At 65.9% G+C, this 24934-nt stretch carries 19 protein-coding genes; 16 read left to right on the top strand and 3 right to left on the bottom strand.

Going from position 1 to position 24934, the window contains the following annotated elements; translation table 11 throughout:
- On the top strand, positions 1-1266 hold the full coding sequence (locus FJ425_RS22105; RefSeq protein WP_246677980.1) for a VpsF family polysaccharide biosynthesis protein: 1266 nt from the start codon (positions 1-3) through the stop codon (positions 1264-1266).
- A gap of 81 nt (positions 1267-1347) precedes the next feature.
- Here FJ425_RS22105 and FJ425_RS22100 read toward each other — a convergent pair whose 3' ends face one another.
- Positions 1348-2619 carry a cellulase family glycosylhydrolase gene (locus FJ425_RS22100; RefSeq protein WP_140726039.1) on the bottom strand — a complete coding sequence of 424 codons (1272 nt, stop codon included), beginning with the start codon at positions 2617-2619 and terminating at the stop codon, positions 1348-1350.
- A complete protein-coding gene (locus FJ425_RS22095; protein WP_246677978.1) occupies positions 2616-3803 on the bottom strand; it encodes a DUF1972 domain-containing protein in 1188 nt (395 codons plus the stop codon). The genes FJ425_RS22100 and FJ425_RS22095 overlap by 4 nt, the downstream gene beginning before the upstream one ends.
- A 355-nt stretch (positions 3804-4158) precedes the next feature.
- Here FJ425_RS22095 and FJ425_RS22090 point away from each other — a divergent pair, with 355 nt between their 5' ends.
- The 14 genes from FJ425_RS22090 to FJ425_RS22015 all read left to right on the top strand — a co-directional run bounded on the left by FJ425_RS22090 (position 4159) and on the right by FJ425_RS22015 (position 22602).
- Positions 4159-5343, top strand: a complete 1185-nt coding sequence (locus tag FJ425_RS22090; protein WP_140726033.1) for a glycosyltransferase family 4 protein — start codon at positions 4159-4161, stop codon at positions 5341-5343.
- Positions 5340-6647, top strand: coding sequence for a hypothetical protein (locus FJ425_RS22085; RefSeq protein WP_140726030.1), 1308 nt, complete (start codon positions 5340-5342; stop codon positions 6645-6647). Before FJ425_RS22090 ends, FJ425_RS22085 begins: the two co-directional genes overlap by 4 nt.
- A gap of 9 nt (positions 6648-6656) precedes the next feature.
- Complete coding sequence (locus tag FJ425_RS22080; RefSeq protein WP_246673344.1) at positions 6657-7877, top strand: GNAT family N-acetyltransferase; 1221 nt, start codon at positions 6657-6659, stop codon at positions 7875-7877.
- Positions 7878-7973: 96 nt separating this feature from the next.
- Positions 7974-8198 carry a hypothetical protein gene (locus FJ425_RS22075; RefSeq protein WP_140544568.1) on the top strand — a complete coding sequence of 75 codons (225 nt, stop codon included), beginning with the start codon at positions 7974-7976 and terminating at the stop codon, positions 8196-8198.
- Positions 8199-8445: 247 nt separating this feature from the next.
- Entirely contained in the window at positions 8446-10944 is a 2499-nt protein-coding gene (gene ligD / locus FJ425_RS22065) for a DNA ligase D (RefSeq protein ID WP_140631492.1), read from the top strand.
- Between the two features lie 436 nt (positions 10945-11380).
- On the top strand, positions 11381-12289 hold the full coding sequence (locus FJ425_RS22055; RefSeq protein WP_140631490.1) for a Ku protein: 909 nt from the start codon (positions 11381-11383) through the stop codon (positions 12287-12289).
- A gap of 17 nt (positions 12290-12306) precedes the next feature.
- On the top strand, positions 12307-13404 hold the full coding sequence (locus tag FJ425_RS22050; protein ID WP_140632045.1) for a tetratricopeptide repeat protein: 1098 nt from the start codon (positions 12307-12309) through the stop codon (positions 13402-13404).
- A gap of 213 nt (positions 13405-13617) precedes the next feature.
- Positions 13618-14271: an alpha/beta fold hydrolase gene (locus FJ425_RS22045; RefSeq protein WP_140631487.1), complete on the top strand. Its 654-nt coding sequence runs from the start codon at positions 13618-13620 to the stop codon at positions 14269-14271.
- Positions 14272-14438: 167 nt separating this feature from the next.
- Positions 14439-15212: an exodeoxyribonuclease III gene (gene xth, locus FJ425_RS22040; protein WP_140631483.1), complete on the top strand. Its 774-nt coding sequence runs from the start codon at positions 14439-14441 to the stop codon at positions 15210-15212.
- A 271-nt stretch (positions 15213-15483) separates the two neighbouring features.
- The gene (locus tag FJ425_RS22035; RefSeq protein ID WP_246677979.1) at positions 15484-16776 is read left to right on the top strand and encodes a cytochrome c; all 1293 of its coding nucleotides are present in this window, start codon (positions 15484-15486) and stop codon (positions 16774-16776) included.
- Entirely contained in the window at positions 16776-17282 is a 507-nt protein-coding gene (locus tag FJ425_RS22030) for a (2Fe-2S)-binding protein (protein ID WP_140726025.1), read from the top strand. Before FJ425_RS22035 ends, FJ425_RS22030 begins: the two co-directional genes overlap by 1 nt.
- Positions 17282-19531 carry a molybdopterin cofactor-binding domain-containing protein gene (locus FJ425_RS22025; protein WP_140726023.1) on the top strand — a complete coding sequence of 750 codons (2250 nt, stop codon included), beginning with the start codon at positions 17282-17284 and terminating at the stop codon, positions 19529-19531. The genes FJ425_RS22030 and FJ425_RS22025 overlap by 1 nt, the downstream gene beginning before the upstream one ends.
- A gap of 170 nt (positions 19532-19701) precedes the next feature.
- The gene (locus FJ425_RS22020; RefSeq protein WP_140726020.1) at positions 19702-20379 is read left to right on the top strand and encodes a hypothetical protein; all 678 of its coding nucleotides are present in this window, start codon (positions 19702-19704) and stop codon (positions 20377-20379) included.
- A gap of 225 nt (positions 20380-20604) precedes the next feature.
- Positions 20605-22602 (top strand): amidase, encoded by a 1998-nt coding sequence (locus FJ425_RS22015; protein ID WP_140726017.1) that lies wholly within the window; start codon positions 20605-20607, stop codon positions 22600-22602.
- A 35-nt stretch (positions 22603-22637) separates the two neighbouring features.
- Here the strand turns inward: FJ425_RS22015 and FJ425_RS22010 are convergent, their stop codons facing one another.
- Positions 22638-23873: an MFS transporter gene (locus tag FJ425_RS22010; RefSeq protein ID WP_140726014.1), complete on the bottom strand. Its 1236-nt coding sequence runs from the start codon at positions 23871-23873 to the stop codon at positions 22638-22640.
- A gap of 97 nt (positions 23874-23970) precedes the next feature.
- Here FJ425_RS22010 and FJ425_RS22005 point away from each other — a divergent pair, with 97 nt between their 5' ends.
- Positions 23971-24879 (top strand): LysR family transcriptional regulator, encoded by a 909-nt coding sequence (locus tag FJ425_RS22005; protein ID WP_140726011.1) that lies wholly within the window; start codon positions 23971-23973, stop codon positions 24877-24879.
- Positions 24880-24934 lie beyond the last annotated feature (55 nt).

The following is a 24934-nucleotide window of genomic DNA, read 5'->3' as shown; positions in this document are numbered from 1 at the left end:
ATGGCGGGCCCGCGCACTGTCCCAGTCGACACGCTGACCCGTCTTGGCCTGACTGTAGCGGTGCTGCTTCTGTTTTCCGTCTCTGGCGGCATGCTGTGGCTCGCCGGCTATAATTACGACGGCCTGCAAGGCAGCCCGCTGAGCAAGATCCACCCGTCCACCTATCTCTTCGTGCTCGTCTTCGTCTGGCGTTCCTGCATCTTCGGCAATCCGGTCGGCTATGTGGTCCATGTCACGAACAGGCGGCCGGCCACGATGCTGATGGCGGTAATCTCGACGGTTCTGCTCTTCGTCGTCATCCTCAGGCAGCGCCCCGGCATGGCAGGCATGATCGACACTTTCGTCGCCCCGGCGCTGATCGTGCTGCTGCTCAGCGAAGACGACGAGAAGACGTTTGCCTGGCTGCAGGCGGTCATCCATGTCGTCATGACCGCGAACGCACTGCTGGCGCTGTTCGAGTTCGGCACTAAGCATCTGGTGTTTCCCTACAGGTTCGACGGCGCGGTGTTCGTCAACGATCTGCGCTCGACGGCGCTGCAGGGGCACCCGCTCTCCAATGCCACGGTCACCTCGATCTATGTGCTGTCGCTGCTGTCCGGCTCGCGTTCCCTGTCGACGCCGCTCAGGCTGGCGCTTGTCGGCCTGCAGTTCTGCGCGCTGGTCGCCTTCGGCGGCCGCTCGGGCATGGTGCTGACAATCCTGCTCGGAGGCGTCTATGTGCTCATCCGCGGAGTGGCGCAGCTCAGCACCGGACGTGTCAACCTCTTGGGCGCCGCGCTGGCGATCATGCTCGCCGCGCTGCTGCCGCTGGCCATCGCGCTTGCCGGCTATTATGGCTTCTTCGACGCGCTGCTCGAACGTTTCGTCTCCGACAGCGGCAGCGCCAACGCCCGCGTCGAGATGTTCGATCTCTTCAGGCATCTGGAATTGCGCGACCTGATCGTCGGGCCCGATGTCGACCTGCTCGACAGCATGCGCCGCATCACCGGCCTGGAGCAGGGCATCGAGAACCCGGTGCTGCGCCTGACGCTCTACCAAGGGGCGTTCTTCACGCTTTTGATCTTCTTCGGCTTCGCGCTGTTCATGCACGAGGTCGCGCGCCGCTGCCATTCGGGCATCTGGCTGCCGATGCTGGGTTGGCTCATCCTGCTCAACACCTCCGAAAGCATCGCCTCCAAGACGACGCTGATGACCAAATTCGTGGTTATAGCGCTGGCGCTTTATCGGCCGGTGAGGCCTGTTGCGCGTCAAAGGACGCAGGCGTAGGAACGCCGCGAGACAAGCGCGGGCTTCTCGGCCGCTCTTGCATGAAACCAAACCCTTAGCGCGGTTTGGTGATTCAGCAAATCAAGCGCGCGGCATTCTTAGCCCCAGCGCCTCGACCATCGCCGGGTCGAGCGCGCGCGTGGTGTCGTCCATCATGCCCATGCCGTCGAACAGGTCCCAGAATGCCCAGGCAAAACCGAAGGCCTCGGCGCTCTGCCGGACATCGGAGATGTAGCGGGCACGATCCGGATTGGGCGCGGCTGTGTATCGTGCATCGGTGCGCAACGCGCCGAACTCGCCCATGATAATGCGCTCGCGCGCGATGCCATGGGTTTGCGCCCAGTCGCTCACCTGCTTGAGGTAGCGGTCGATGAAGCGGCGGTCGGGCTGCGCATCGAAATAGACTTTGAGCACCTTTTGGGTCTCTTCGTACGCGGCTTTCTTGGCCTCGTCAGACGTCCCGGAATCTTGCGCCATCCTTGTCCTGACCGAGGCCAGCGTTCTTTCCAGCGTCCCGGCGGAGGCTGGCCACGGCACATTGTTCAGCGCCCGGTAGACCGGCTCGCGCATCCACGGTGCGCCTTGATGGCTGAACAGATAGGGCTCGTAGAAATGGAAGGTGAACAGGATCGGCTCGAAGGCCGCCACCGGCGCCGGATCGAGCGCGGCGAGGCCCCGCACCATCGAGCCGCAGCCGCCGGTGGCGAGCAGCGGCAGGTTACGCGCCGAGCCCCGCGCCGCGCTCAGCAGCGCCGCCTGCACCTTGGGCCACAGCCCGGAGGAGCAGTCCTGCGGCGGCTCGTTGACCGGCTCTAGCGCTATCCTGCCGGGCGCCATGTCCGCCAGCATGCCGGCAACCTCGCCGACGAAGACCTGGTAGCGCGCGAATTCCGGCGCGCCGGTGCTGGAATACATGTGGTCGGGATTCCAGTAATGCGTGGCGCCATTGGCCTGCACGTTGACGATGATAGCAAGATCGGCTGCGAGCGCCGCCTCGACCGCCCCGCTCAGCATTGCCATCAGCTCGGCGCGCTGGCCCGCGTCGGCGGCCAGGAACGGCCCCGGATCGACAGGCAGGCGGATGAAGTCGAGCCCGCTGGCGCGCAGCCGCGCAAGGTCGGCCGGCGTCGGCACCGGCCGCTGCGGCTGGAAAGGCGGCCAGTCATAGTCGGTGCGGGGTGCAGGAAATTCGCGCGTCAGCGCAAACCAGGGCCATGTATTGATGCCGCGCCTGAACGGCCATGCGCCGGCGGCACGCACTGAAGATGAGAGTGGCGGAAGCGCGCTCGCCAGCGGCGCTATTGCCGCGACCAGCGCCGCGCCGAGGAGCCGGCGGCGCGACCAACCGGTCATGCGTGCTTGGCGCGGTCGGCTTTCGCCGGCACGGCGCTGGTGACGCCGAGTTGCCGCAGCGCTTCCCTCTCGTAGGCAATGAGCACATCTTCCCAGCGGAAAGCCTCGCGGGCCCGCGTTCGCGCCGCCTTGCTGCAGCGCGCCACCAGCGCGTCGTCGGCCAACGCCTCGTCGATCCGATGGCTCAGGCTGTCGGCATCGCTGAAGTAAATCGCCGCCTCGCCGGCGACCCAGCGATTGTAGCGGTTGTCATGCGCGATCACCATGTTGCCGGCGGCAAGCGCCTCGACCAGCGAGGGGTTGGTGCCGCCCACGGTGTGGCCGTGCATATAGGCGCGCGCATGATAGCGCAGCGCCTGCACCGTCGCCCGATCGTAGATCGCGCCCGGCATGATCACCGCGGTCCCTGCCGCCGCGCGCACGGCGCGGTGGTAGGGAATGTCGTCGTTGAGCGTGCCGAGCACCACCAGCTTCATGTCGCCGCGATCGCGGCTGCGGAAGGCTTCGATGATCGGCAGGATGTTGTTGTCGGGCTCGATCCGCGCGATCGAGACCAGATATTTGCCTGGCTCGAGCCCGAGCGCGCGAACGGGCAATTCTGGCGCCGAGGTCACCGGGTCCGCGCCATAGGCGATGGTGGCGATGGCGCCGCGCCGTCGCCTTGTCGCCAGATGGTCGGCGATCGCCGGGTGATCGGCGATGAGCCGATGCGAAACCCAGGCGGCGATCCATTCGTTGAGCCAGAACCAGCTGCGCGCCGCCGGCCCCCATTTCGGCCGCCGCCACTCGATCCCGTCCATATTGGTGATGATCTTGCGCCGCATGAGCCTGAGCCAGGTCAGGAACACCGCGCCATTATAGCCGAGCACCAGGCACACGCTCGGCCGCCTGGCGGCGTCGAGCACGCATTGCCAGTCGAATTCCAGTGTCGCGCGCGGACCCTTGGAGGCGACCTCGATGGTGATGAGCTCGATGCCGCGCCAGGTCTCGCTCGTAACCCTTTGCCCGACGCGCCCGACCTCCTTCTGGCAGTAGACGCCGACCTTCCAGCCGCGTCCAACCAGGAAAAGCGCCAGCCGCTCGGCGAAGGTTTCAAAGCCGCCGTGAGAAGCCGGAATGCCGCGCGTCCCCAGGATCAGGATCGAAGGCTTTTCGATCAGGGTGGAAGGTCGTTCCGGTTTCAAAATAAAGGAATCCCCAGGGTCCGGTCATGGTTGTTGTTACGGCAATGACACGCCCAGCAACTTCCGTGCCAGGGTACCCCCAGGGCGAATATTCACATGAAGGTGTAAAATTTCTCTTCAAGCTACCTCGCTTGCTTCATCATCGGTCAACTTTCGCCACGTATCTGTATCGATATGGGGCACGGCTGGGGTTCCTGGGTCGCGGCCGGACATTCGGGACCCGGCACGATCCTTGCTCCCGGGCCTGCAGTGGCCACCGCTGGGTAGAGCGGCGTGCGGATTTGGCATGAAGTTCCTTCCGCGCTTGAAGGGTCCGGTACTGAGCGGACTCGGGGTGCAAGGTGGAAAGATAGCAATGCGCATAGCCTGCATTCATCAGGGCTACGAGCTCTATGGTTCGGACCGCAGCTTCGCGGAGAGCGTGGCAGCGCTGCGCGCCGCGTTTCCGGCCGCCGAGATCGAGGTCGTGCTGCCGCGCGAGGGACCGATTGTCGACATCCTCAAGCCGCATGCCAGCCGCATCGTGTTCGAACCGCTCTGGGTGCTCAGGCGCCAGGCGATGCTCAAGCTCGCCACCGTCGAGATGGCGCGGCTGCCGGCGGCGCTCTGGCGGGCCTGGCGGCGCATGCGGGGCAGCGACCTGACCTATATCAACACCTCGATCATCGCCGATTATGCGCTGGCCGCGCGGCTCCTGCCGCGCAAGGCGCTGCTGCACATCCACGAGATTCCCGAGGGCGTCCTGCGCAAGGTGCTTGTCGCCTTGATGCGCTGGAGCAAGGCGGATCTCATCTTCAACTCGCGCGCAACGCGCGCCACCTTCGGCGATCCGCCGGCCCTCGATGCCGAGGGGCGGCGCACGCATGTCGTCTATAACGGCGTTGCCGGTCCCGCCGCGGCACTGCCGATGACTTATGACGGCAACCGGCCGCTCAAGGTCCTCCTGCTTGGCCGCGTCAACCGTATCAAAGGGCAGGAGGTGCTGCTCGAAGCCGTCGCCTCGCTTCCCGCCGAGTTGCGCGACCGTGTCGAGGTCCGCCTCGTCGGTGGCGCCTTCGAAAGCGCCGAGCGCGAGCAGGCACTGGCCGAGCTGGTTGGGCGCATGGGCCTGACCGGGCACGTCGAGGTGCTGCCTTTCGTTTCCGACCCCACTAACCATTATCGCTGGGCCGACATCGTCGCGGTGCCGTCGCGCCGCCCGGAATCGCTCGGCCGCGTGGCCATCGAGGCGATGGGCTGGGGGCGGCCGCCGCTGGTGTCGGCGATCGGCGGGCTGGTGGAAGTGGTGGCCGACGGCGAGACCGGCTGGCATGCGCCGCCGGGCAATGCCGCCGCCCTTGCCGGCAAGCTCGGCGAGATCATCCTGCGGCCCGATCTGTGGCGCGGCCTCGCCGCCGCCGGTCGTGCGCGCTACGAGGCGCTCTTCAGCGAGCCGATCGCCGCCGCCGCGATCGTGGCGATCGTGGCCGACAAGCTGAAGGCGACGCCGCCGCGGCAGGGGCGGGCGCGTGTCGCCCGCGAGGCGGAGACGAGCCCGTGAAGTTCACCTTCCCGGCCCATCTGGTGCGGCGCCTCATGTTGATGATCGGCGGCGAGGCGATGCAGAGCGGCTTCCATTTCGCCCTGAACATCGCGCTGCTGCATCTTTTGTCGGCCGAAGGTTACGGGCTCTTCGCGCTGGCCATGGTGATGGGCGGCGTCGGCTTGTCCTATATCCGCTCGCTCACCGCCGTTCCCGCCACCGTATGGATGAGCAAAAGCGCCAACTCCGCCGGCGTCGACGCCTACGACGTGACCTTCGGATCGGCGGCGCTGGTGGTGGCGCTGCTGATGGGATTGGGCACCGGGCTGCTGATGCGCCTCCTGGGCGACCCGAGCGGCATCGGCGCCGCCTGCTTCGTCGGGGCCTGGTCGCTGCGTAGCCACATGCGCACCGCCTTCTTCGCGCGCCGCATGCAGCTTGTCGTCTCCATCAGCGACGCCGCGTTCACGATCGCGGGCATAGTGCTCGCAGGAGCGGCGATCTGGCTCTTCGCGGACGCGCTTCAGGTCACCTTCTACGCGCTTGCCGTGGCCAACATGGTCGGCATCGCAGTGCTGGTGAAGCTGGCGCGCCGCAAGCTGCGCATCTCCTTTCGTGCGCCGACCTTGCGGCGCTACGCAAAGCTCTGGCCGCAGCTTCGCTGGTCGGGGTTCAGCGCCACAACCACCAACATCCAGGGGCAATGCCTGGCCCTGCTGGTCGCCGGCATCGCCGGACCCGCGGCCTATGCGCCGCTGGCGGCGGTGCTGGTGCTGTTTGCGCCGCTGCGCATCTCCAGCCTTGCCTTCTCCAACATGACCCAGCCGGAACTCGCAAAGCTGGCGCGCAACAAGGAGTTCGACCGCGTGTGGACGCAGGCCAAGGTCTGGGCGCTCGTCATGGGGCTCGGCAGCCTGGCCTATGGTTGCGACATCCTGTTCATCTTGCCGATGATCAAATCCCAGGCGCTGCAGCATGCCTCGGTCGGATTGATCGGGCTTTTCGCCATCGCCAACTTCGTGCCGATCATGGCCTATGTCATGCCGCGCGTGGTCCTCGAGATCCTTGGCGATTTCCGCATCGTCGCCTTCATCACCATGGCCGGCGCGATTGTCGGGCTGGCGGCGATCGGGATTCTGTTGGCCGTCGCCCCGTCGACATGGTCGCTGGCCGGAGCCGCGGTCTCCGAGACCTTCGTGCTTGTGGCCTCATGGTATTTCGCTGCTCACCGTATGTGGAACTCCAAGCACCCGAACGAGCAGCGCCCCAGCGTGCTCGGCGCCTGGCGCCGTGCGGCCACGCTGGCAGTCCAGAGACGATAGGAGAATGATGTGACAAGCCAGGCAATGCCGATGGCCGCGATGACGACCGGCTTGGCCGGCGATGAGGCTGCAGTGCACGCCGCCGGCGGCGCTTATGTGGCGCGGCTGCACACCAGCCTCGAAGCGGTTAAGCCGCTCTGGCTGCGTCTCGAGACAGAGGGCGTGTGCACCGGCCACCAGCATTTCGCCTGGGCCGAAGGGATTGTCGAAGGGCTTGTGCCGCCAAAAGCCGATCTCGCCATCGTCGAGGTGAGGGACGCCGCCACGGGCGAGCTGAGGATGCTGGTGCCGTTGATGCGGCGCCGCGCATTCCACCATTGGGTGATCGAGTGGCTGAGCTGCGGGGTGTGCGATTATTCCGCGCCGTTGCTCGCCGACGCGACGCCCTGGACCAGGCAATCCGCCGAGGCCGCATGGGCGGCGGTGCTTTCCGTGCTGCCGCCGGCCGACCGCATCCATATCGTCGGTATCCCGAAACAGATCGGCGGCATCGCCAATCCCCTGGCGCTGCTTTCGCCAGCGCGCGATTCCATACATTCCCACTATGGCATCGCCATGGATGGCGACGCCGAAACCGTCGTCAAGCGCATCTGTCGCCCGTCCTTCGTCAAGGCGCTCAACAAGGACCTGCGCCGGCTCGATCGCAATGGCGGCCTGGCCCTGGTCGAGGCCGACACGCCAGCCCTGGTGGATTCCATCTTCGACAAGCTGGTCGAGATGCGGCTCAGCCGTTTTCGCGAGCTCGGCCGCTTCGATCTGTTGGCGCAACCGCCGGTCGTCGATTTCTACCGCAAGGCCGCGCATCGCGGCCTGACCGACGGTTCGGTGCGGATCTTCGGCCTGCGCGCCGGCGACGTGATGGTCGCGGTCCAATATCTGGCGGTCCATCTGGGCACGCTGCACGCGCTGCTGGTCGCGATCGACCAGGGTGCGGTTCCCAATGTCTCGCCGGGACTTTGCATCATGGGCGAGCTGATCAGATGGGGGCGCGGGCAGGGGTTCGACCATTTCGACCTGTCGGTCGGCAACCAGAGCTACAAGGAACATATGGGCGCAGTGAAGTCGGTTCTGTCCGAACTTTGCTACGGCATCACGCCGAAGGGCATGGCGGCGAGCGAGGCCATCAAATACCGTGGCCGGGGCGTGGCTTTCGTGCGCGCCAACCCGCGCCTGTTCAAGGTCGCGCAGGAGGCGATGCAGCGCTGGCGGCGGCTGCGTGCGGGGCGGTGAACGGGCCGCCTTCACCCTGCAAATTGACTCACATCCTGCTCTCCGCCATCCTTATGGGCAGCCGCTGTTGGAGCGGCAGCGTGCTCGAGTGAGGCCATGGCCAGTCCCGTCGCCAGAGAAAAGTCCCGCCGCGCCGCGGTGAAGACCGCGCTTGAGCGCCACAAGGTCTATGTCACCGCGCAGCGCTTTTCCGGCGGCTCCTACAGCGCCCGCGTGCTGGTCGACGGCGAGGCCTACTGGGTCGACGAGTTCCGGCTGAGCCAGTTGCGGCAAGGGCTTTCGCCCGCCGAACTGGAACTGACGCCGGCTGTTGACGATTGAGCGACTAAGCATGACAACGGCAAGGCTGGCGGGACAGCGCCCCCCTCTGTCCTGCCGGACATCTCCCCCACAAGGGGGGAGATCAGCAGCTTCGTCGGCACCGCTTTTCCTGCAGTGTGGGCGATTGGCGAAAACCGGCGCGACATCCAATCTCCCCCCTCGTGGGGGAGATGTCCGGCAGGACAGAGGGGGGCGCGAAGGAACTCGGCCTTCGCCGCATTCCATTCCGCCCTTCGGCGTCTGACCCATGCCCGCCAACCTCAAACCCTACCGCGCCAAGCGCGAATTCTCCCGCACCCCCGAACCGGCAGGCGCCCTGTCCGCCGGTGCCGGCAACCGCTTCGTCGTTCACAAGCACCACGCCACCGCCGACCATTACGATCTGCGCCTGGAAGTCGGCGGCGTGCTGAAGAGCTGGGCGGTGCCGCGCGGGCCCTCGCTCAATCCAGCCGACAAGCGCCTCGCCGTCGAGACCGAGGACCATCCGATCGAATATATCGATTTCGAGGGCGTCATCCCCGAGGGCGAATATGGCGGCGGGCCGATGATCGTCTGGGACACCGGTACGTGGGCGCCGATGGAGGATGTCGAGAAAAGCCTCAGGACCGGCGCGTTCAAGTTCCGGCTGGCAGGGCAAAAACTCAATGGCGGCTGGATGCTGACCCGGCTGAAGCCGAAGCCCGGCGAGGACGAGAACAAGAAGAACTGGCTGCTCTTCAAAGAGCGCGATATCGCTTCCGATACAAAGCTCGACATTCTCGAGGCGCGCCCCGAAAGCGTGAAGACTGGCCGCCGCATCGAGGAACTGGCGGCGCCGCCGAGGAAGCGCGAGCGCCTGCCGCCGAAAATCGGCTCGCTCAAACCGGGCGAGCTGCCCGGCGCAGTTAGGGCCGAGCCACCCGCCCGCGTCGAGCCGCAACTCGCCAGCCAGGTGCCGAAGCCACCGGGCGGCACGAGCGTTGCCTCGGACACGGGCGAGCTCTGGCTGCATGAGATAAAGTTCGACGGCTACCGCACCATGGCGCATGTCGTGGGCGGCGAGGTGCGGTTGATCACCCGCGGCGGAATCGACTGGACGAAACGCTATGGCGATCTGCCGCAGGCCTTTTCGCGGCTGCCGATCGCCCAAGCGATCGTTGACGGCGAGATCATGGTGCTCGACGACAAGGGCATCTCGCGCTTCGCGCTGCTGCAGGACGCGCTGGCCGAGGGCGCCGGCTCCAAATTGCATTTCTACGCCTTCGACCTGCTCCATCTCGACGGCTGGGATCTGCGCAAGGTGCCGCTGCAGAAGCGCAAAGCCCTGCTCGCCGAGCTGCTCGCCGGTCAGCCCGCCAATTCCGCCATCCAGTACAGCGACCATGTCGAGGGCGACGGCCAGGGCCTGTACGATCAGGCTTCGGATCTTGGGCTGGAAGGTGTCGTCTCCAAGCGCGCCGACGCAATCTACCAGAGCGGCCGCACCAAGAACTGGACCAAGGCCAAGGCGCAGAAGACGGACGATTTCGTCATCGCCGGCTATACCGTCTCCGACCAGGCCGAAGGGCTGGCGGCGCTCGGCATGGCTGAGTTCGAAAATGGTGAACTGCACTATCGCGGCAAGGTCGGCACCGGCTTCGACAGCGAGATGGCGCGGGCTCTGCTCGCCCGCCTGGAGCGGCTGACCGCCGGCGCGACCCCGCCCGAAGGTGTGCCGCGCGAGATCATGCGCGAGATGCATTGGGTGAAGCCGCTGCTGTCGGCACGCGTCCGCTATTCGAACCGCACCGCCGATAATGCGATCCGGCACGGCGTCTTCCGCGGGTTGCGCGATATCGGCGGGCTGACCACACCGGTGCCGGTCAAGCGCAAACGGCTGATCGCCGAATCCGACCTCGCCACCATTTGGGTCACCAATCCGGAGCGGCGGCTGTTCGGTAGAACCGGGCCTACAAAACTCGACATCGCCGTCTATTACGCGCTGGTCGGCGATTTCATGCTGCCGCATATCATCGGCCGGCCGGTGTCGCTGGTGCGCTGCCCGACCGGCAAGCCGCAGGACTGCTTCTTCCAGCGCCATGCCTTCACCGGCATGCCGGCTTCGGTTGCCGTGTTCGAGAGCACCAATTCGGAAGGCGAGACAAAAACCTATCTCTCGGTCGAGGACGCCAAGGGCTATCTTGCGCTGGCGCAGTTCGGCGTGGTGGAATTCCACACCTGGGGCACGCACCGGTCAAAGCTCGACAAGCCCGACCAGATCGTCTTCGACCTCGACCCGGGCGAGGGGATTTCCTGGCGCGAGGTGGTCGAAGCCGCGGTCCACATCAAGGGCGGGCTGGAGAGCCTGGGACTGGTCCCATTCGCCAAAACCTCCGGCGGCAAGGGCATCCACATCACCGTGCCGGTGACCCGAAAGCAGAACTGGAAGAAACTGCATCAGGCTTCGAGCGCGATTTCGACTTTGCTGGCGGCAAGCGCGCCCGACACCTTCACCACCACGATGGGCAAGGAAAACCGCAAGAAGCGCATCTTCATCGACTTCCACCGCAACGCGCGCGGTCACACCTCCGCCGCGCCCTATTCTCTGCGCGCCCGCACCAATCTGCCGGCCTCGACGCCGGTGAGCTGGACCGACCTGGAGACCATCGACGCGCCGGAGGATCTGAACTACGCCTCGCTGCCGGGGCTGTTGGAGACATCTGGCGATCCCTGGGCAGAGATCGACGAGGCGGCAAGGGATTTGCCTGTGTTTGACAAGGTAGGATAACGGCGAGCGCCGCGTTCCTTCGCGCCCCCCTCTGCCCTGCCGGGCATCTCCCCCACAAGGGGGGAGATCAGCAACCTCGCCGCTGGCGCTCTCTTTGCGACGTTGGAGATTGGCGAAAGCCGGCGTGACATCTGATCTCCCCCCCTCGTGGGGGAGATGTCCGGCAGGACAGAGGGGGGCGCTGTCCCGCCATCATCTCAATGCCATCTCCATCGACGCTTGCTACAATTTGAACTATTCTCCGCGCCAACCGTCCCAGAAAACACTTCGTCAGGAATTCGGCAGTACAATCAGGGGTCGGTGTAGGATTTCCACGGCGCTGATCGTCCTACGGACGAAGCGCTGCAAAGAGCATGGCCCTAAAAGGCCGGAACCGGTTTTGGACAAGACCATGCTCCAAACATACTGTCAGTGCATGGCCGCGTAGGAGTTCATCATGGCGCCCAGGGCAAGTTGGAAAGGTTATCTCAAGCTCAGCCTCGTCAGCTGTCCGGTCCGGCTTTACCCGGCCACCAGCGCGAGCGAGCGCATTTCGTTCAATCAGCTGCACAAGAAGACCCACAACCGCATCAACATGAAGCCGGTCGATCCCGAGCTCGGCCTTGTCGAGCGCTCGGACCTGGTGCGCGGCTACGAATATGAGGACAAGCAGTACATCATCATCGATGACGCCGATCTCGATGCGGTCAGGATCGAATCCAACCACACGATGAACATCGAGGCCTTCGTCGACGAGGGCGAGGTCGACGTCATCTACCAGGACTCGCCCTATTACCTCGCGCCCGACGGCGCCATGGCGGAGGAGACCTTCGCAGTGTTGCGGGAAGCGATGCGCAAGTCTGGCAAGCTCGCGATCGCGCGCCTGGTGCTCTCCAGCCGCGAACGCGTGGTGACGATCGGCGCGCGCGAGAACGGCATGTTCGTCTGCACCTTGAGGAATCCCAACGAAGTGCGCGGCACAGCTGAATATTTCGGAAACATCCCGGATGCCAAACCGGATCCCGAAATGCTGCAGCTGGCCGAGGCGCTGATCAAGCAGAAGCAAACCCATTTCGATCCGAAGAATTATGAGGATCGCTACGAGGTGGCGCTGATGGCGATGATCCGCGAGAAGCTGAAGGGCCATAAGCCGATCATCGCGGCCGCGCCCGAGCGTGGCAACGTCATCAACCTGATGGATGCGCTGAAGGCGAGCCTCTCGCAGCAGGCGAAACCCCCGGCCAGGTCGAAGAGCAAGGCCGAGGAAGCGTCGGCCAAGCCCGCCAAGAAGGCGGCTGCCGGCGGCGCGCCTGAAAATCCGCTGAAGGCGAACCTCTTGAAAGCTGTCGGCAAGAGCAAGAAGTGACGGGAAATGCAGGGCCAGTGATCGTTCCCGGCGCCGTCTTCGGTGTCATCGGCGCGCTGGCCGCCTTTCCGCTGCGCCTCGCTGCCCGCGAGGTCGAGCGCCGCCATGCGGAGCTAAGGCGCGGCGTCACCCGCCGCACCACTCATGTCGTGTTTGGTCGCACGCTTCTCGCCAAGGCGGCGAAATCCGGCGATGCCGAGATCGAGCGCCGCGTGAAGGTCGAGCGCGAAGCCGGCCGCGCGCTGATCAGCGAGAGCGGTTTCGTGCGCCTGCTTGGGCTGATGAAGGCGCCCGGCGCCGCGTCGCTCTCCAGGCAGTCGCTGATCGACCAGTCGCGACTCGCCGGCGACGAACTCGACCTTCTGTCGCTGTTCGATGCCTTGGAGCATGACGGCGAACCCTATTCCTTCCGAGACCTGATCCTTGCCCGCAAATATGCCGGGCTGATCGCCAGCGGCGCCACTTGGGGCGCGATCGCGCGCTCCGTGCATCGCTCCGGCCCGGTCGCCTCGCTCACCGCCAAGTCGCTCAATCTCGGCTCGCAGCATGGCCGCCCGGATGCGATCTATCTCGACGAAGGCAGGAGCGAGCTCGACGGCCAGCTTTTGTTCGACCTCGGTTCACCCGAGGATGACACGCTGGAGGAGTTGTTCGCCGAGGCCGAGATGGCGGAAGAGGAGGGGCGCCACGACGACGCGGCCGCGCTCTACCAGCGTTGCCTGGCGATCGATCCCAAGGATGCGATTGCCGCCTTCAACCGCGCCAATTGCCTGCGCGGCGCCGGCCGGGTTGCCGAAGCCGCGCATGATTATGCCCGCGCGATAAAGCTCGACCCCGGCTTCGTCGAGGCCTGGTTCAACCTCGCCGGCCTGATGAGCGACGAGGACAAGATGGCATCGGCGCGAAGGCACCTCCAGAAGGCTGTTGCGCTCGACAAGACCTATGCCGATCCGGTGTTCAACCTCGCGCGCCTGGAGTTCGATGCGGGCAATCTGGCCGAGGCTCGCCGGCTGTGGGTGCGATATCTGGAGCTGGATGCGGTGTCCGAATGGGCGCGGACTGCGCAGAAGGGCATACAGTTCGTGGATCTGCATATGGCGCGGACGGCGGGGTGAGCGCCTCTTCCTTCTCCCCTTGTGGGAGAAGGTGGATCGGCGCGCAGCGCCGAGACGGATGAGGGGTGCTGGAAGGAATGAGGCGCTGGTGACCTTGTCGCAGGTAACGATATTGATAGGCGTGGCCGCCAAGCTGGAGCACCCCTCATCCGTCCGAGCTTCGCTCGGCCACCTTCTCCCACAGCAAGGGGAGAAGGTGAGGTTGGCGCACCCATGACCCACTTCCTCTTCGACGGCTTCGACACCGCCCCCGTCACCATCCTGCTCGCCCACGGCGCCGGCGCGCCGATGGATTCGCCTTCCATGACCGCCACCGCCAGGGCGCTCGCGGCCGCCGGCTTTCAGGTCGCACGCTTCGAGTTCCACTATATGGCCGCTCGCCGCTACGGCCATCGCAAGCCGCCGCCGCGCGCCGAAACGGTGAACCCGGAATATGTGAGGGCAATCGCCGATCTGCGCGCCAAGGGCGTGACCGGAAAGCTGATCATAGGCGGCAAGTCGATGGGCGGCCGCGTCGCCTCCATGGTCGCCGACGAGATGTTCGCCAGGGGCGAAATCGCCGGCCTGGTCTGTCTCGGCTATCCCTTCCATCCGCCGGGCAAGCCTGAGCAGTTGCGGACAAAGCACCTCGCCGACCTGAAGACGCCGACGCTGATCTTCCAGGGCACGCGCGACGAGTTCGGCACCAAGGAAGAAGTTGCGACCTACGGCCTTTCTCCTGCCATTGAGGTGATCTGGCTGGAGGACGGCGACCATGATTTGAAACCGCGCAAGGCGATCTCGGGTTTTACGGCGGGCGATCATCTGAATACGGTGGCAGAGACTATAAAAGCCAGGCTGGCGCAGCCATCGGCGTCGTCATTCTAGGGCGAAGCAAGGAGCGGAGCGACGCGCGCAGACCCTGGAATCCATGCCGTGACGCTAAGGCGTTGCAACGGTTCAGAATTCTGCCCCGTCGCGTTCCGCGGCGACGGTCACGGAATGGATCCTCGGGTCAAGCCCGAAGATGACGAAGCGAGGGGCGCTTTCGGTAAATGAAACTCGCCACCTTCAACATCAACAACATCAACAGCCGTCTGGACAACCTGCTGGCTTGGCTCGCCAAGGCAAAGCCCGACGTCGTCTGCCTGCAGGAGTTGAAGGCGCGCGGCACGCAGTTTCCGCTGACCCGGCTCGCCAAGGCCGGCTATGGCGCGGTGTGGAAGGGCGAGCCGACCTGGAACGGCGTCGCGATCCTCGCGCGTGGCGCCGAGCCTGTGCTGACGCGCGATGCCCTGCCCGGCGACCATGCCGACCGCCAGGCGCGCTACATCGAGGCAGCGGTCGACGGCGTCGTCATCGCCTGCCTCTATGCGCCGAACGGCAATCCGCGGCCTGGCCCGAAATTCGACTACAAGCTCGCCTGGCACGAGCGCTTCGCCGCGCATGCGGGTGAGCTCCTCGACACCGGCCTGCCGGTGGTGCTCGCCGGCGACTTCAACATCGTGCCCGAACCGCGCGACATCTATGAGACCCGCTCCTATGATGACAACGCGCTGGTGCAACCCGAAAGCCGCGCCGCCTTCGCCGCGCTCATCGCGCAGGGCTGGACAGACGCGTTGCGAAAGGTTTTTCCCAAGGAGGAGAGGCTCTACACTTTCTGGGACTATCGCCGGAACCGCTGGCCGCGCGACGCCGGCCTGAGGCTCGACCACATTCTGTTGTCGAAGAAGCTCGCTCGAAAACTGAAAGGGGCGGGCATCGACCGCGAAGTACGGGGAGGGGACAATCCAAGCGACCACGCGCCGGTCTGGGTGGAACTAGGGTGAGTGCCGGGGCGCCGGAATAGCTGAGGCGATTGGCGAAGGCCCGCGTGACAGACAATCTCTCTGGGGAAAAGATCAGCGGCTTCCGCGCCTTCGCCAATTGACGGCGCGCAGCTCCTGCCTAGTTCATCCGATGGCGCGTAGCCGCTGGATGTCCCGGGCTGCTGCTGCGCTCTGCGCAAGGAGCCCTTCCTTGAAACGCTTCTGGATCAGCGTTCTCATTCTTGTTGTCGTCTGCCTGGCGGGCTTTGCCGCCTATGCCTGGAAGCCGGCGATCGACCCGATTGAACCGCCGCAGCGCGCCGCCTTCGACAAGTTGCTGATCGAGAAGGGGGCGGTGCTCGCTTCGGTCGGCAACTGCACGGCCTGCCATACCAAGCCCGGCGGAAAGTCCTTTGCCGGCGGGCTAGCGGTGCCGACGCCATTCGGCACCATCTATTCCACCAACATCACGCCGGACCCCAAGACCGGTATCGGCCGCTGGTCGGAAGCTGCGTTCAGCAGGGCGATGCGGGAAGGCGTCGAGCGCGACGGCGATCACCTTTATCCTGCCTTCCCGTTCGACCATTTCACTCTGGTCTCCGACGAGGACAACAAGGCGCTCTACGCCTATCTGATGACGCGACATGCCGTGGAGAGCCGGCCTCCCGCCAATGAGCTGCCATTCCCGCTCAACCTGCGTTTCGTGCTGGCGGGCTGGAAGCTGCTCTTCTTCGACAAGGGCGCCTATCGCGAGGATGCCGCGCAGAGCGCCGAATGGAACCGCGGTGCCTATCTCGTCGAAGGGCTTGGCCATTGCGGCGCCTGCCATACGCCGCGCAATGCCCTGGGTGCCGAGCGGAAAGGCGCGCATCTGGCAGGCGGCGAAGCGGAGGGCTGGGACGCCTTCGCGCTCGATGCATCGTCCTCAGCCCCGATCCCGTGGACGCATGACAGCCTCTTTGACTATCTGCGCCAGGGCTGGCATGCCGATCACGGCGTGGCCAACGGACCGATGGCCGAAGTCACCGGCAATCTCGGCCGTCTGTCCGATTCCGATATCAGCGCCATCGCCACTTACCTGAGCTCGCGTATGGGCGAGCCGACGCCGGAGCGCGCGGCGGCAGCCGAGGACATCCGCAAGAAGCTCTCGATCGACCAGGGCGGCACGCCGATACCGGCCAGCGCCACCACCGGCAGTCCGACAAGCCGCGGCGGCGCGATCTTCCAGGCGGCCTGCGCCACCTGCCATGACGGCAGCCGGCCGCAGCCTTTCGGCGGCATCGATTTTCATCTCTCCAGCACGATCGCCACGCGCGATCCGCAAAATGCAATCAACGTCGTGCTCTTTGGCCTGCCGGCGGCGAGCGGCCGGGAGAGCCCGATCATGCCCGGCTTCGCCGCGACGCTGACCGACGATCAGGTGGCGGACCTGCTCGGCTATCTGCGTGAAGCATATGCACAGAAGCCGGCATGGGCGGACGCGAAGGCGAAGACCGCCGACACCAGGAGCGGCAAATACCGGGTCAGCGTCCAGCCTTCGGACGGCATCGAGCGCAGCCCGGACAATGTGGGAGCCAAGGACTGATGGTTAAGCTCAACGTCAACGGCACGTCATATGACGTCGACGTCGATCCGGCAACGCCGCTGCTCTATGTGCTGCGCAACGATCTGAAGCTCAACGGCGCCAAGTTCGGCTGCGGCCTCGGCCAGTGCGGCGCCTGCACGGTGATGGTCGACGGCAAGGCGGTCTTTTCCTGCCTGACGCCGGCCATGCTGGTCGAGGGGCGCGAGATCAAGACAGTCGAGGGCCTTGGCACCATCGACGATCCCGGCCCGATGCAAAAAGCTTTCATCGAACAACAGGCGGCGCAATGCGGCTATTGCATTGCCGGCATGATGATGCGGGCGCAGGCGCTGCTCGAGGCAAAGCCCGATGCCGCCGACGCCGACATCAGGCAGGCGCTGGAGCCCAACCTCTGTCGCTGCGGCACGCATATGCGCATCCTTCGGGCCGTGGCTCGCGCCCGCGACCTGATGCAGGGCAAGTCCGCCGGCAACATGGCGCCGTCCGCCGCCACGGGGAGGGGATGATGAACGCACCGAACCCGCTTCCCGATGTCACTCGCCGCGGCTTCCTGGCTGGAGCCGGCGCGCTGGTCGTCTCCTTCGCGATCCCCGCTGAGGCGCAGGAGGGCGAGGTGCCGACCGCGCCCGGCGGCCAGGCGGCTAAGCCGAAACGACCCGGCAGCCTGGCCGATATGCCCTCGCTCGACGCGTGGATCCGCATCGACGCCGACGGTTCGATCACCGTCTTCACCGGCAAGGCCGAGCTTGGCCAGGGCACCAAGACGTCGCTGCGCCAGATCGCGGCCGAGGAACTGGAGGTCGAGCCGGCCGCGATCAAGCTGGTCACCGCCGACACCGCGCTGACGCCGAACGAAGGCTACACAGCGGGCAGCCAGACGATCCAGAACTCAGGCACCGCCATCCGCTACGCCTCGGCGCAGGTGCGCCAGATCCTGATCGCCAAGGCCAGCGAGAAGCTCGGCGCGCCGGTCGAGGCGCTCAAGGCGCAGGCGGGCGCGATCGTCGGCCCGAACAGCGCCAAGGCCAGCTATGGCGAACTGGTCTCGGCCGACTTCCTGCATGTCGATGCGGCGGCCGACACCAAGCTCAAGCCGCCCGCCGCTTACCACGCCATCGGCAAGCCCTTTGCGCGGGTGGACATCCCGGCCAAGGTCACCGGCGGGGAAGCCTATGTGCAGGACATGCGGCCGCCCGGCATGGTGCATGCCCGCGTCGTGCGTCCGCCGAGCTACAACGCCAGGCTCACCGACTTCGCCGATGCCGCCGTCAAGGCGATGCCCGGCGTCATCGCGGTGGTGCGCGAAGGCGATTTCCTGGCCGTGGTCGCCGAGCAGGAATTCCAGGCGGTGAGGGCCATGCGCGCCATGGCCGGCGTCGCCAAGTGGCAGGAGCAGCCGGCGCTTCCCGACCAGTACGACCTGCCGGCCTTCCTCGAAAAATCCGTATCGGAGGTCGGCGCCGTGACCTCGGTCGGCGCCGATAGCGTGCCGGGCGCCCGGACGCTCGAGGCGCAGTTCACTCGCGCCTACCAGATGCACGGTTCGATCGGCCCGTCGAGCGCGGTGGCCATGGTCGACAATGGCCTGACGACGGTGTGGACGCACACGCAGGGCGTCTATCCCGACCGCAAGGCGATTGCTCAGATGCTCGGCGTGCCGGAGGAAAAGGTGCGCTGCATTCATACCGAAGGTTCCGGCTGCTACGGCCACAACGGCGCCGACGATGCGGCGGCCGACGCCGCGCTGATTGCGCAGAAAGTGCCGGGCAAGCCGGTGCGCGTGCAGTGGATGCGCGACCAGGAGCATCTGTGGGAGCCATACGGACCGGCGATGCTGACCAGAGCGAGCGCCACACTCGACCAGAACGGCAACATCGTCAGTTGGCACTACGACCTGTGGAGCAACAGTCACGGCACACGGCCGGGCTCGGCCGGATCGCTGATCGCCGGCCGCCTGATGGACCGGCATTTCCCACCGGATCCCGCGAAGCTGCAGATATCGCCGCTCGGCAATGGCGACCGCAACGCGATCCCGCTCTACGACGTGCCCAACCAGCGCGTGAACTGGCATTTCATCGCCGACATGCCGGTGCGCGTTTCCTCGCTGCGCGGCTTAGGGGCCTATTGCAACGTGTTCTCCATCGAAAGCTTCATGGACGAACTGGCGCTGGCGGCGAACGCCGATCCGGTCGAATACCGCCTTCGCCATCTGAAAGACCCCCGCGCCAGGAAGGTGATCGAGGTCGCGGCCGAAAAGTTCGGCTGGTCGAAGGATGCTTTGCCGGCGGGCCAGGGCAGGGGCTTCGCCTTCGCCAAGTACAAGAACCACGCCGCGTATCTGGCCGTCGCGCTCGAAGCCGATGTCGACAGCGACAGCGGCGCGATCAAGGTGTCGCGCGCTGTCGCGGCGGTCGATTGCGGCGAGGCCGTCGCCCCGGATTCGATCGTCAACCAGACCGAGGGCGGCATATTGCAATCGATGAGCTGGACGCTTTACGAGGCGGTGCATTTCGACCGCACGCGCATCTTGAGTCCGGACTGGTCGACCTATCCGATCCTGCGCTTCAGCGCGGTGCCCGACAGCATCGAGGTGCAGGTCGTCGACAATCCAGGCACGCCCTATCTCGGTGTCGCCGAAGCCGCCCAGGGCCCAACCGCAGGCGCCATCGCCAATGCGTTCCGGAATGCCACGGGGATGCGGATTTACGATCTACCCTACACGCGCGAGCGGGTTAAGGGCGTGCTGGGGGTTTAGGGGCGGCGATTGGCGAAAGCGGCTGCGACATCGATCTTCCCGCTTGCGGGGGAGATACCCGGTTCACCCCTTCGCCGTAGCGAAGGACGGACAGGGCAGAGGGGCGCTGTCCCGCCAGCCTGTCCGAAGAAGACCTGTACAAGGACAGTCCGAGCAGCCATCGTCGCCGCATGAGCAACACTGCCGAATCCACTTATTTTGTCCTGCAGGAGATCGATCCTGCGACCGGTTCGGCTGTCGCTGAGGCTCGGATCTGCGTCTTGGACCTGAAAGAGCTTGGCGCGATTCTGGGTTGCAGCAGCACACAGCTATCAGGTTCATGGGAATTGGACCCGGGAGATATTCAAAGGCTGGGCGCGATCTGCATCCCACCTCGCGAGCTTGACCCGAGGCTCAATCGCATCGAGCCCTGGCATCCGATCCGCGAGACACCGTATCTCGTTCACACGAATTTCGAGCTGCCGCTGATGCTGGAAGGTCGCAAGCCTCTTGCTGTGTTCCAAGACACCTATCCGGTGGAGTGGCTGACGGAAACGCTGGCCCGCTTTGACCCATTCGTCCGCTCGGGTCGGTTGGTGCGCCGCATAATGGACACGCCCTTCACCAACGCCCAGCGCGCTCGCTTCCCAAAGTTCGAAAGATGGCGGCGCGCCTTCTTCGCACTCCCCGGCGAGGAATGGCGAATAGACGCATATGTGCTGGCATCGAAAGTCTCCGCCAAGACCGGCTGGAACGAAGCCCTCGAACGGATGGAGGGCTCGCTTCTCGGCTATGAGGATTGGCAGAATGATTGGTGGGTTGAGCGTAGAGCACGAGGGCGAGAGGCGGGCATTCGTCCGGAAAAATGAATGGCGCCCTTGGATTACCTGACAGGCGGGCTGGACAGCCCCCTCTGGCCTGCCGGCCATCTCCCCCGCAAGCAGGAAGATTGGCAGTTTCCTGCGACGGCGCCTCTCTGCAGCGTCAGCGATTGGCGAAAGCGATGGCGACATCGATCTCCCCTTGCGAGGTAGATGCCCGGCAGGGCAGAAGTGTGACGGAACGCAGCCTCTGCAGGGATATTCGCTCCTACTATGCTCCACCTCGTCGAAGCCTCGATCGCCGACCTGCGCCGCGCGCTGGAAGATGGCACAGTCACCAGCGTCGAGCTTGTCTCTGCGTATCTCAGGCGCATCGCCCACTACGATCGCCACGGCATCGCGCTCAACGCCGTGCCGATCCTCAACCCGAAGATGTTCGAGGAGGCCGAAGCGTCCGACCGGCGCCGCCGCGAGGGCAAGACGCTCGGGCCGCTCGACGGCGTCCCCTACACCGCCAAGGACAGCTACAAGGCGAAGGGGCTGACGGTGGCCGCCGGCTCGCCGGCCTTCGAGCATCTCGTCGCTACGGAAGACGCATTCACCATCGCCCGGCTGCGCGCCGCCGGCGCGGTGCTGATCGGCCTCACCAACATGCCGCCGATGGCCAATGGCGGCATGCAGCGCGGCGTCTACGGCCGTGCCGAAAGTCCGTATAACAAGGATTTCCTCACCGCCGCCTTCGCTTCCGGCTCGTCGAACGGCTCGGGCACGGCGACCGCCGCCAGCTTCGCCGCGTTCGGCCTTGGCGAAGAAACCTGGTCGTCCGGCCGGGCGCCGGCTTCCAACAACGCGCTGGTCGCCTACACGCCCTCGCGCGGCGTGGTCTCGGTGCGCGGCAACTGGCCCTTGGTGCCAACCATGGATGTGGTGGTGCCGCATACGCGCACCATTCCCGACATGCTGGAGCTGCTCGACGTCATCGTTGCCGACGATGCCGAGGCGCGCAGCGATTTCTGGCGCGTGCAGCCCTGGGTGCAAATCCCGAAAGCCTCGGCGCTGCGGCCGGCGAGCTACACAGCGCTTGCCGTGCAGGGCGCGCTCAAGGGAAAGCGCCTCGGCGTGCCGAGAATGTATATCGGCAAAGATGATGGCGCGGAGCGCCCGATCGAGACGCGCGCCTCGGTGCTTGATCTCTGGCGGCAGGCGGCGCGCGACCTTGAAGCACTCGGCGCCGAGGTGGTCGAGGTCGATTTCCCTGTCGTCTCCAATTACGAACGCAACCGTGCGGGCGCGCTGTCGATGGTCGACCGCGGCCTGGTGCCGCCGGAATTCGCCGAATACGAGATCTGGGACCTGTCCATCTGGTCCTGGGACGATTTCCTGCGCGCCAATGCCGATCCGGCGATCCCCGATCTCGCCTCGGTCGACGGCGCAAAGATCTTCCCGCAACCGCCGGGCACGTTGCGCGATCGCTATGGCGATGCCGATTTCGATCTGGCGCAGTATGTCGAGCGAGCGAAGCGCGGGGTGGCCTCGCTTGCGGACATTCCCGCCATCGAGGCAGGCCTGAAGGGCCTGGAGGCAACGCGCCGAGCCGACTTCGAGGACTGGCTCGATGCCAACCGCCTCGACGCCGTGGTGCTGCCGGCGGTCGCCGATGTCGGTCCGGCCGATGCCGACGTCGACGAGGCTTCCGCCCGGCTCGCCTGGCGCAACGGCACCTGGGTCGCCAACGGCAATCTCGTCTGGCGCCATCTCGGCATCCCGACCGTGACGGTGCCGATGGGCGCCATGGCCGATATCGGCATGCCCGTCGGCCTCACCTTCGCCGGCAAGGCTTATGACGACGTTGCGTTGTTGAGGATCGCCGGCGACTACGAGCGCGCCACGAAGCGCCGCACCGTTCCGCCGCGCACGCCGGCGCTGGCCGGCGATGTGTTCGAGGGGAGGGGCGCGGCAAGTCGTGTTGGCGATGCCCCGCTCACGCTGGCGCTCACAGCCGAGACGACGCGCTCCGGCGACACCGATGAGATCGCGATCGCGCTGGAGACCGGCGACGCGGCGGTGGTCAAAGTCCACGTCAACGGCGAGCCGGTTTTCATGCAAGGCAGCGGTAACCGATTCACCGGTCGCGTGATCGTGCCGGCCACGACCCATCAAGGCTTCCATAGCGTCTGGCGCGGCGCCTATGGCTCCATCGTCACGGCCATTGTGAGGTCGCCGGATGGGCGCGTCAGCGGGGCGTATAGGGTGACGGGTGGGATTGGATAGCTTCCTCTCGCACAAGCGTGGAGGAGAAGATCGAGCTACTCGGTCCAATCCACCACCAGCGCCACCACCCCGAACAGCGCTCCAACCGCGCACACCGCGTTCCAGCCGCCCCAGGTCCAGGCGATGCCGGCAAGCAGCGAGCCGATTGCGCCGCCGATGAAGAAGATGCCGACGAACAGCCCGTTGATGCGGCCCCGTGCCTTTGGCTGCAGCAGGTTGACGGCGCGGCGGCCCAGCGTCTGGTCGCCGGTGACGCCGATATCGAGCAGCACGGCGCTGACGCCCATGAGGATGAGCGGCAGCCATGCCCCGGCTTTGGCCGCCCCGGTCCATGCGGCGAGGCCGAGCGCCGCAATCAGCACGAGATGGCAGAGGATCGTGGCGGTGCGCGTAAAGCCGCGGTCGCCGGCGCGGCCGAAGATCGGCGTCGCCGCCGCGCCGCCGGCGCCGACAAATGCGAACAGCGCGATACCTTTCTGGCCGAGATCGAATGGCGGAGCGGAGAGGCGCAGCGCCACCGCCGTCCAGAACACGCTGAAGGCCGCCATCACCAGGCTTGCCGTGAAGGCGCGGCGGCGCAGCACCGGCTCTTGGGCTAGAAGCCCGACCAGCGAGGCGATGAGCCCCGCATAGCTCGTATGCGCCAGCGGCGGCTTCCGCCTCGGCAATGTCAAGCCGAGCAGGATGGCAAGCAGCGCCAGTGCCGCGGCGCTGATGCCGTAGAAGGCGCGCCAGCCGAAGGCGTCGGCGATAAGGCTGGCGATCGGACGCGAGAGCAGGATGCCGATCATCAGCCCGCTCATCACGTCGCCGATGACGCGCCCGTCCTGTCCCGGCGGCGCCATCGAGGCCGCGACCGGCACCAGCACCTGGATGCAGGAACAGGCCGCGCCAAGCACGAACAGCACGGCAAGCAGCGAGGCGGCCGACGGCGCGAATGACGCGACCGCCGCCGCGAGCGCGGCCATGCACAGCATGCGCAGCACCAGCACGCGGTTCTCGAGGAGATCGGACAGCGGCACCATGAAGAATAGCCCGGCCGCATAGCCGAGCAGCGTAGCCATCGAGACCAAGCCGCTTTCCGATACCTCGGCGCCCAGCGACGGGCCGATCAGCCCGACCAGCGTCTGCGGCGCGAACAGATTGGTGACGATGATGCCGACCGAAGCGGCGAACAGCAGCGTCTGGGATCGGGTGATCGTGCCGCCGGCATGCGGCGACGGATCGGCGAACTCGGCCGTCGCGATCCGGGCGTTCTCTGTTCCGTTCATGGGTAGCCTCGCTGTTTGTATATTTCGCGAGGACTTTATTCGCACTGATCATAATGCTACAATTGAAATGATCTGATAATCATTATGCGAGTTGCGCATGAACATCCATGACCTCGAGGCTTTTGTCGCCGTCGTCGAAACCGGCTCCATCGTCGGCGCCTCGGCCAGGCTCAACCTCACCCAGCCCGGCGTGACGCGGCGGGTGCAGAATCTCGAGGAGCGGCTGGCGACGCCTTTGCTCGACCGCCAGTCGAAGCCGCTCAAACCCACCGCCTCGGGCCGCGAGGCCTATGAGCATGGCCGCCGGGTGCTGCGCTCGCTGGAGGATCTGAAGGCGGGCGTCTCGCCGGCCGGCGAGGTGAGGGGCGAGTTCCGTCTCGGCATCATGCCTTACCTCTCGACCAGCGCGCTATCGGAGCCGCTCGACAGTCTTCGCGCGGCCTTCCCGCAACTGACACTGAAGATCACCTCCAGCCTGTCGCCGCGCCTGGTGGAGCAGGTGCTGCACAGCGAGATCGATGCCGTCGCGGTCTGCCTCGCCGAGGGTGTGGAGCCGCCGCCGGAGCTCGTCGGCGACGATCTCGGCGTGCAGGCGGTGCTGCTGGTGGCCGCGCCAAACCTCGGCGTGCCGAAGCCGGCCGAGCTCAACGATCTCGCGCGCTACCCCTGGGTGCTGAACGAAACCGGCTGCGGCTTCCGCGCCTTCATCCGCCATCGCTTAGAGGCGGCAAGGCTGCCCTTCCATGTCGGCGTGGAGGCGCAGGGCGCGGATCTGAGAATGTCGCTGGTGGCGCGCGGCCACGGCATCGGCGTCGTCACGCCGGGCGCGCTGTCGGGCAGCCAATGGCGCGACGCGGTCGAGGTGGTCGACTGCCCCGGCTTCAAGCCGCAGGTGCGCTGCTGGCTGCTGCACCGCCCGCCGGCGGGAAGGCTGGTGCGTCCGATCGCGGTGTTCCGCAACGCGCTGGCGGAGGCGCTGAAGGGGCCGATGCCGCTGATGTCGTGAGGGCTCCCCTTCTCTCCCTTGCGGGAGAGGGTGTCGCCGAGGCGACGGATGAGAG

The sequence above is a fragment of the Mesorhizobium sp. B2-7-2 genome, assembly GCF_006440775.1.
Lineage (GTDB): Bacteria > Pseudomonadota > Alphaproteobacteria > Rhizobiales > Rhizobiaceae > Mesorhizobium.
Note: the sequence above shows the minus strand (reverse complement) of the source record. Positions and strands in the feature narration are given on the sequence as shown.

What these genes read in the sequence shown, in the direction of transcription:
- FJ425_RS22105 (WP_246677980.1), top strand. Translation starts at nt 1, where the DNA reads ATGGCGGGCCCGCGCACTGTCCCAGTCGACACGCTGACCCGTCTTGGC.
- FJ425_RS22100 (WP_140726039.1), bottom strand. Translation starts at nt 2,619, where the DNA reads ATGACCGGTTGGTCGCGCCGCCGGCTCCTCGGCGCGGCGCTGGTCGCG.
- FJ425_RS22090 (WP_140726033.1), top strand. Translation starts at nt 4,159, where the DNA reads ATGCGCATAGCCTGCATTCATCAGGGCTACGAGCTCTATGGTTCGGAC.
- FJ425_RS22075 (WP_140544568.1), top strand. Translation starts at nt 7,974, where the DNA reads ATGGCCAGTCCCGTCGCCAGAGAAAAGTCCCGCCGCGCCGCGGTGAAG.
- ligD (WP_140631492.1), top strand. Translation starts at nt 8,446, where the DNA reads ATGCCCGCCAACCTCAAACCCTACCGCGCCAAGCGCGAATTCTCCCGC.
- FJ425_RS22055 (WP_140631490.1), top strand. Translation starts at nt 11,381, where the DNA reads ATGGCGCCCAGGGCAAGTTGGAAAGGTTATCTCAAGCTCAGCCTCGTC.
- FJ425_RS22045 (WP_140631487.1), top strand. Translation starts at nt 13,618, where the DNA reads ATGACCCACTTCCTCTTCGACGGCTTCGACACCGCCCCCGTCACCATC.
- xth (WP_140631483.1), top strand. Translation starts at nt 14,439, where the DNA reads ATGAAACTCGCCACCTTCAACATCAACAACATCAACAGCCGTCTGGAC.
- FJ425_RS22030 (WP_140726025.1), top strand. Translation starts at nt 16,776, where the DNA reads ATGGTTAAGCTCAACGTCAACGGCACGTCATATGACGTCGACGTCGAT.
- FJ425_RS22025 (WP_140726023.1), top strand. Translation starts at nt 17,282, where the DNA reads ATGAACGCACCGAACCCGCTTCCCGATGTCACTCGCCGCGGCTTCCTG.
- FJ425_RS22020 (WP_140726020.1), top strand. Translation starts at nt 19,702, where the DNA reads ATGAGCAACACTGCCGAATCCACTTATTTTGTCCTGCAGGAGATCGAT.
- FJ425_RS22015 (WP_140726017.1), top strand. Translation starts at nt 20,605, where the DNA reads ATGCTCCACCTCGTCGAAGCCTCGATCGCCGACCTGCGCCGCGCGCTG.
- FJ425_RS22010 (WP_140726014.1), bottom strand. Translation starts at nt 23,873, where the DNA reads ATGAACGGAACAGAGAACGCCCGGATCGCGACGGCCGAGTTCGCCGAT.
- FJ425_RS22005 (WP_140726011.1), top strand. Translation starts at nt 23,971, where the DNA reads ATGAACATCCATGACCTCGAGGCTTTTGTCGCCGTCGTCGAAACCGGC.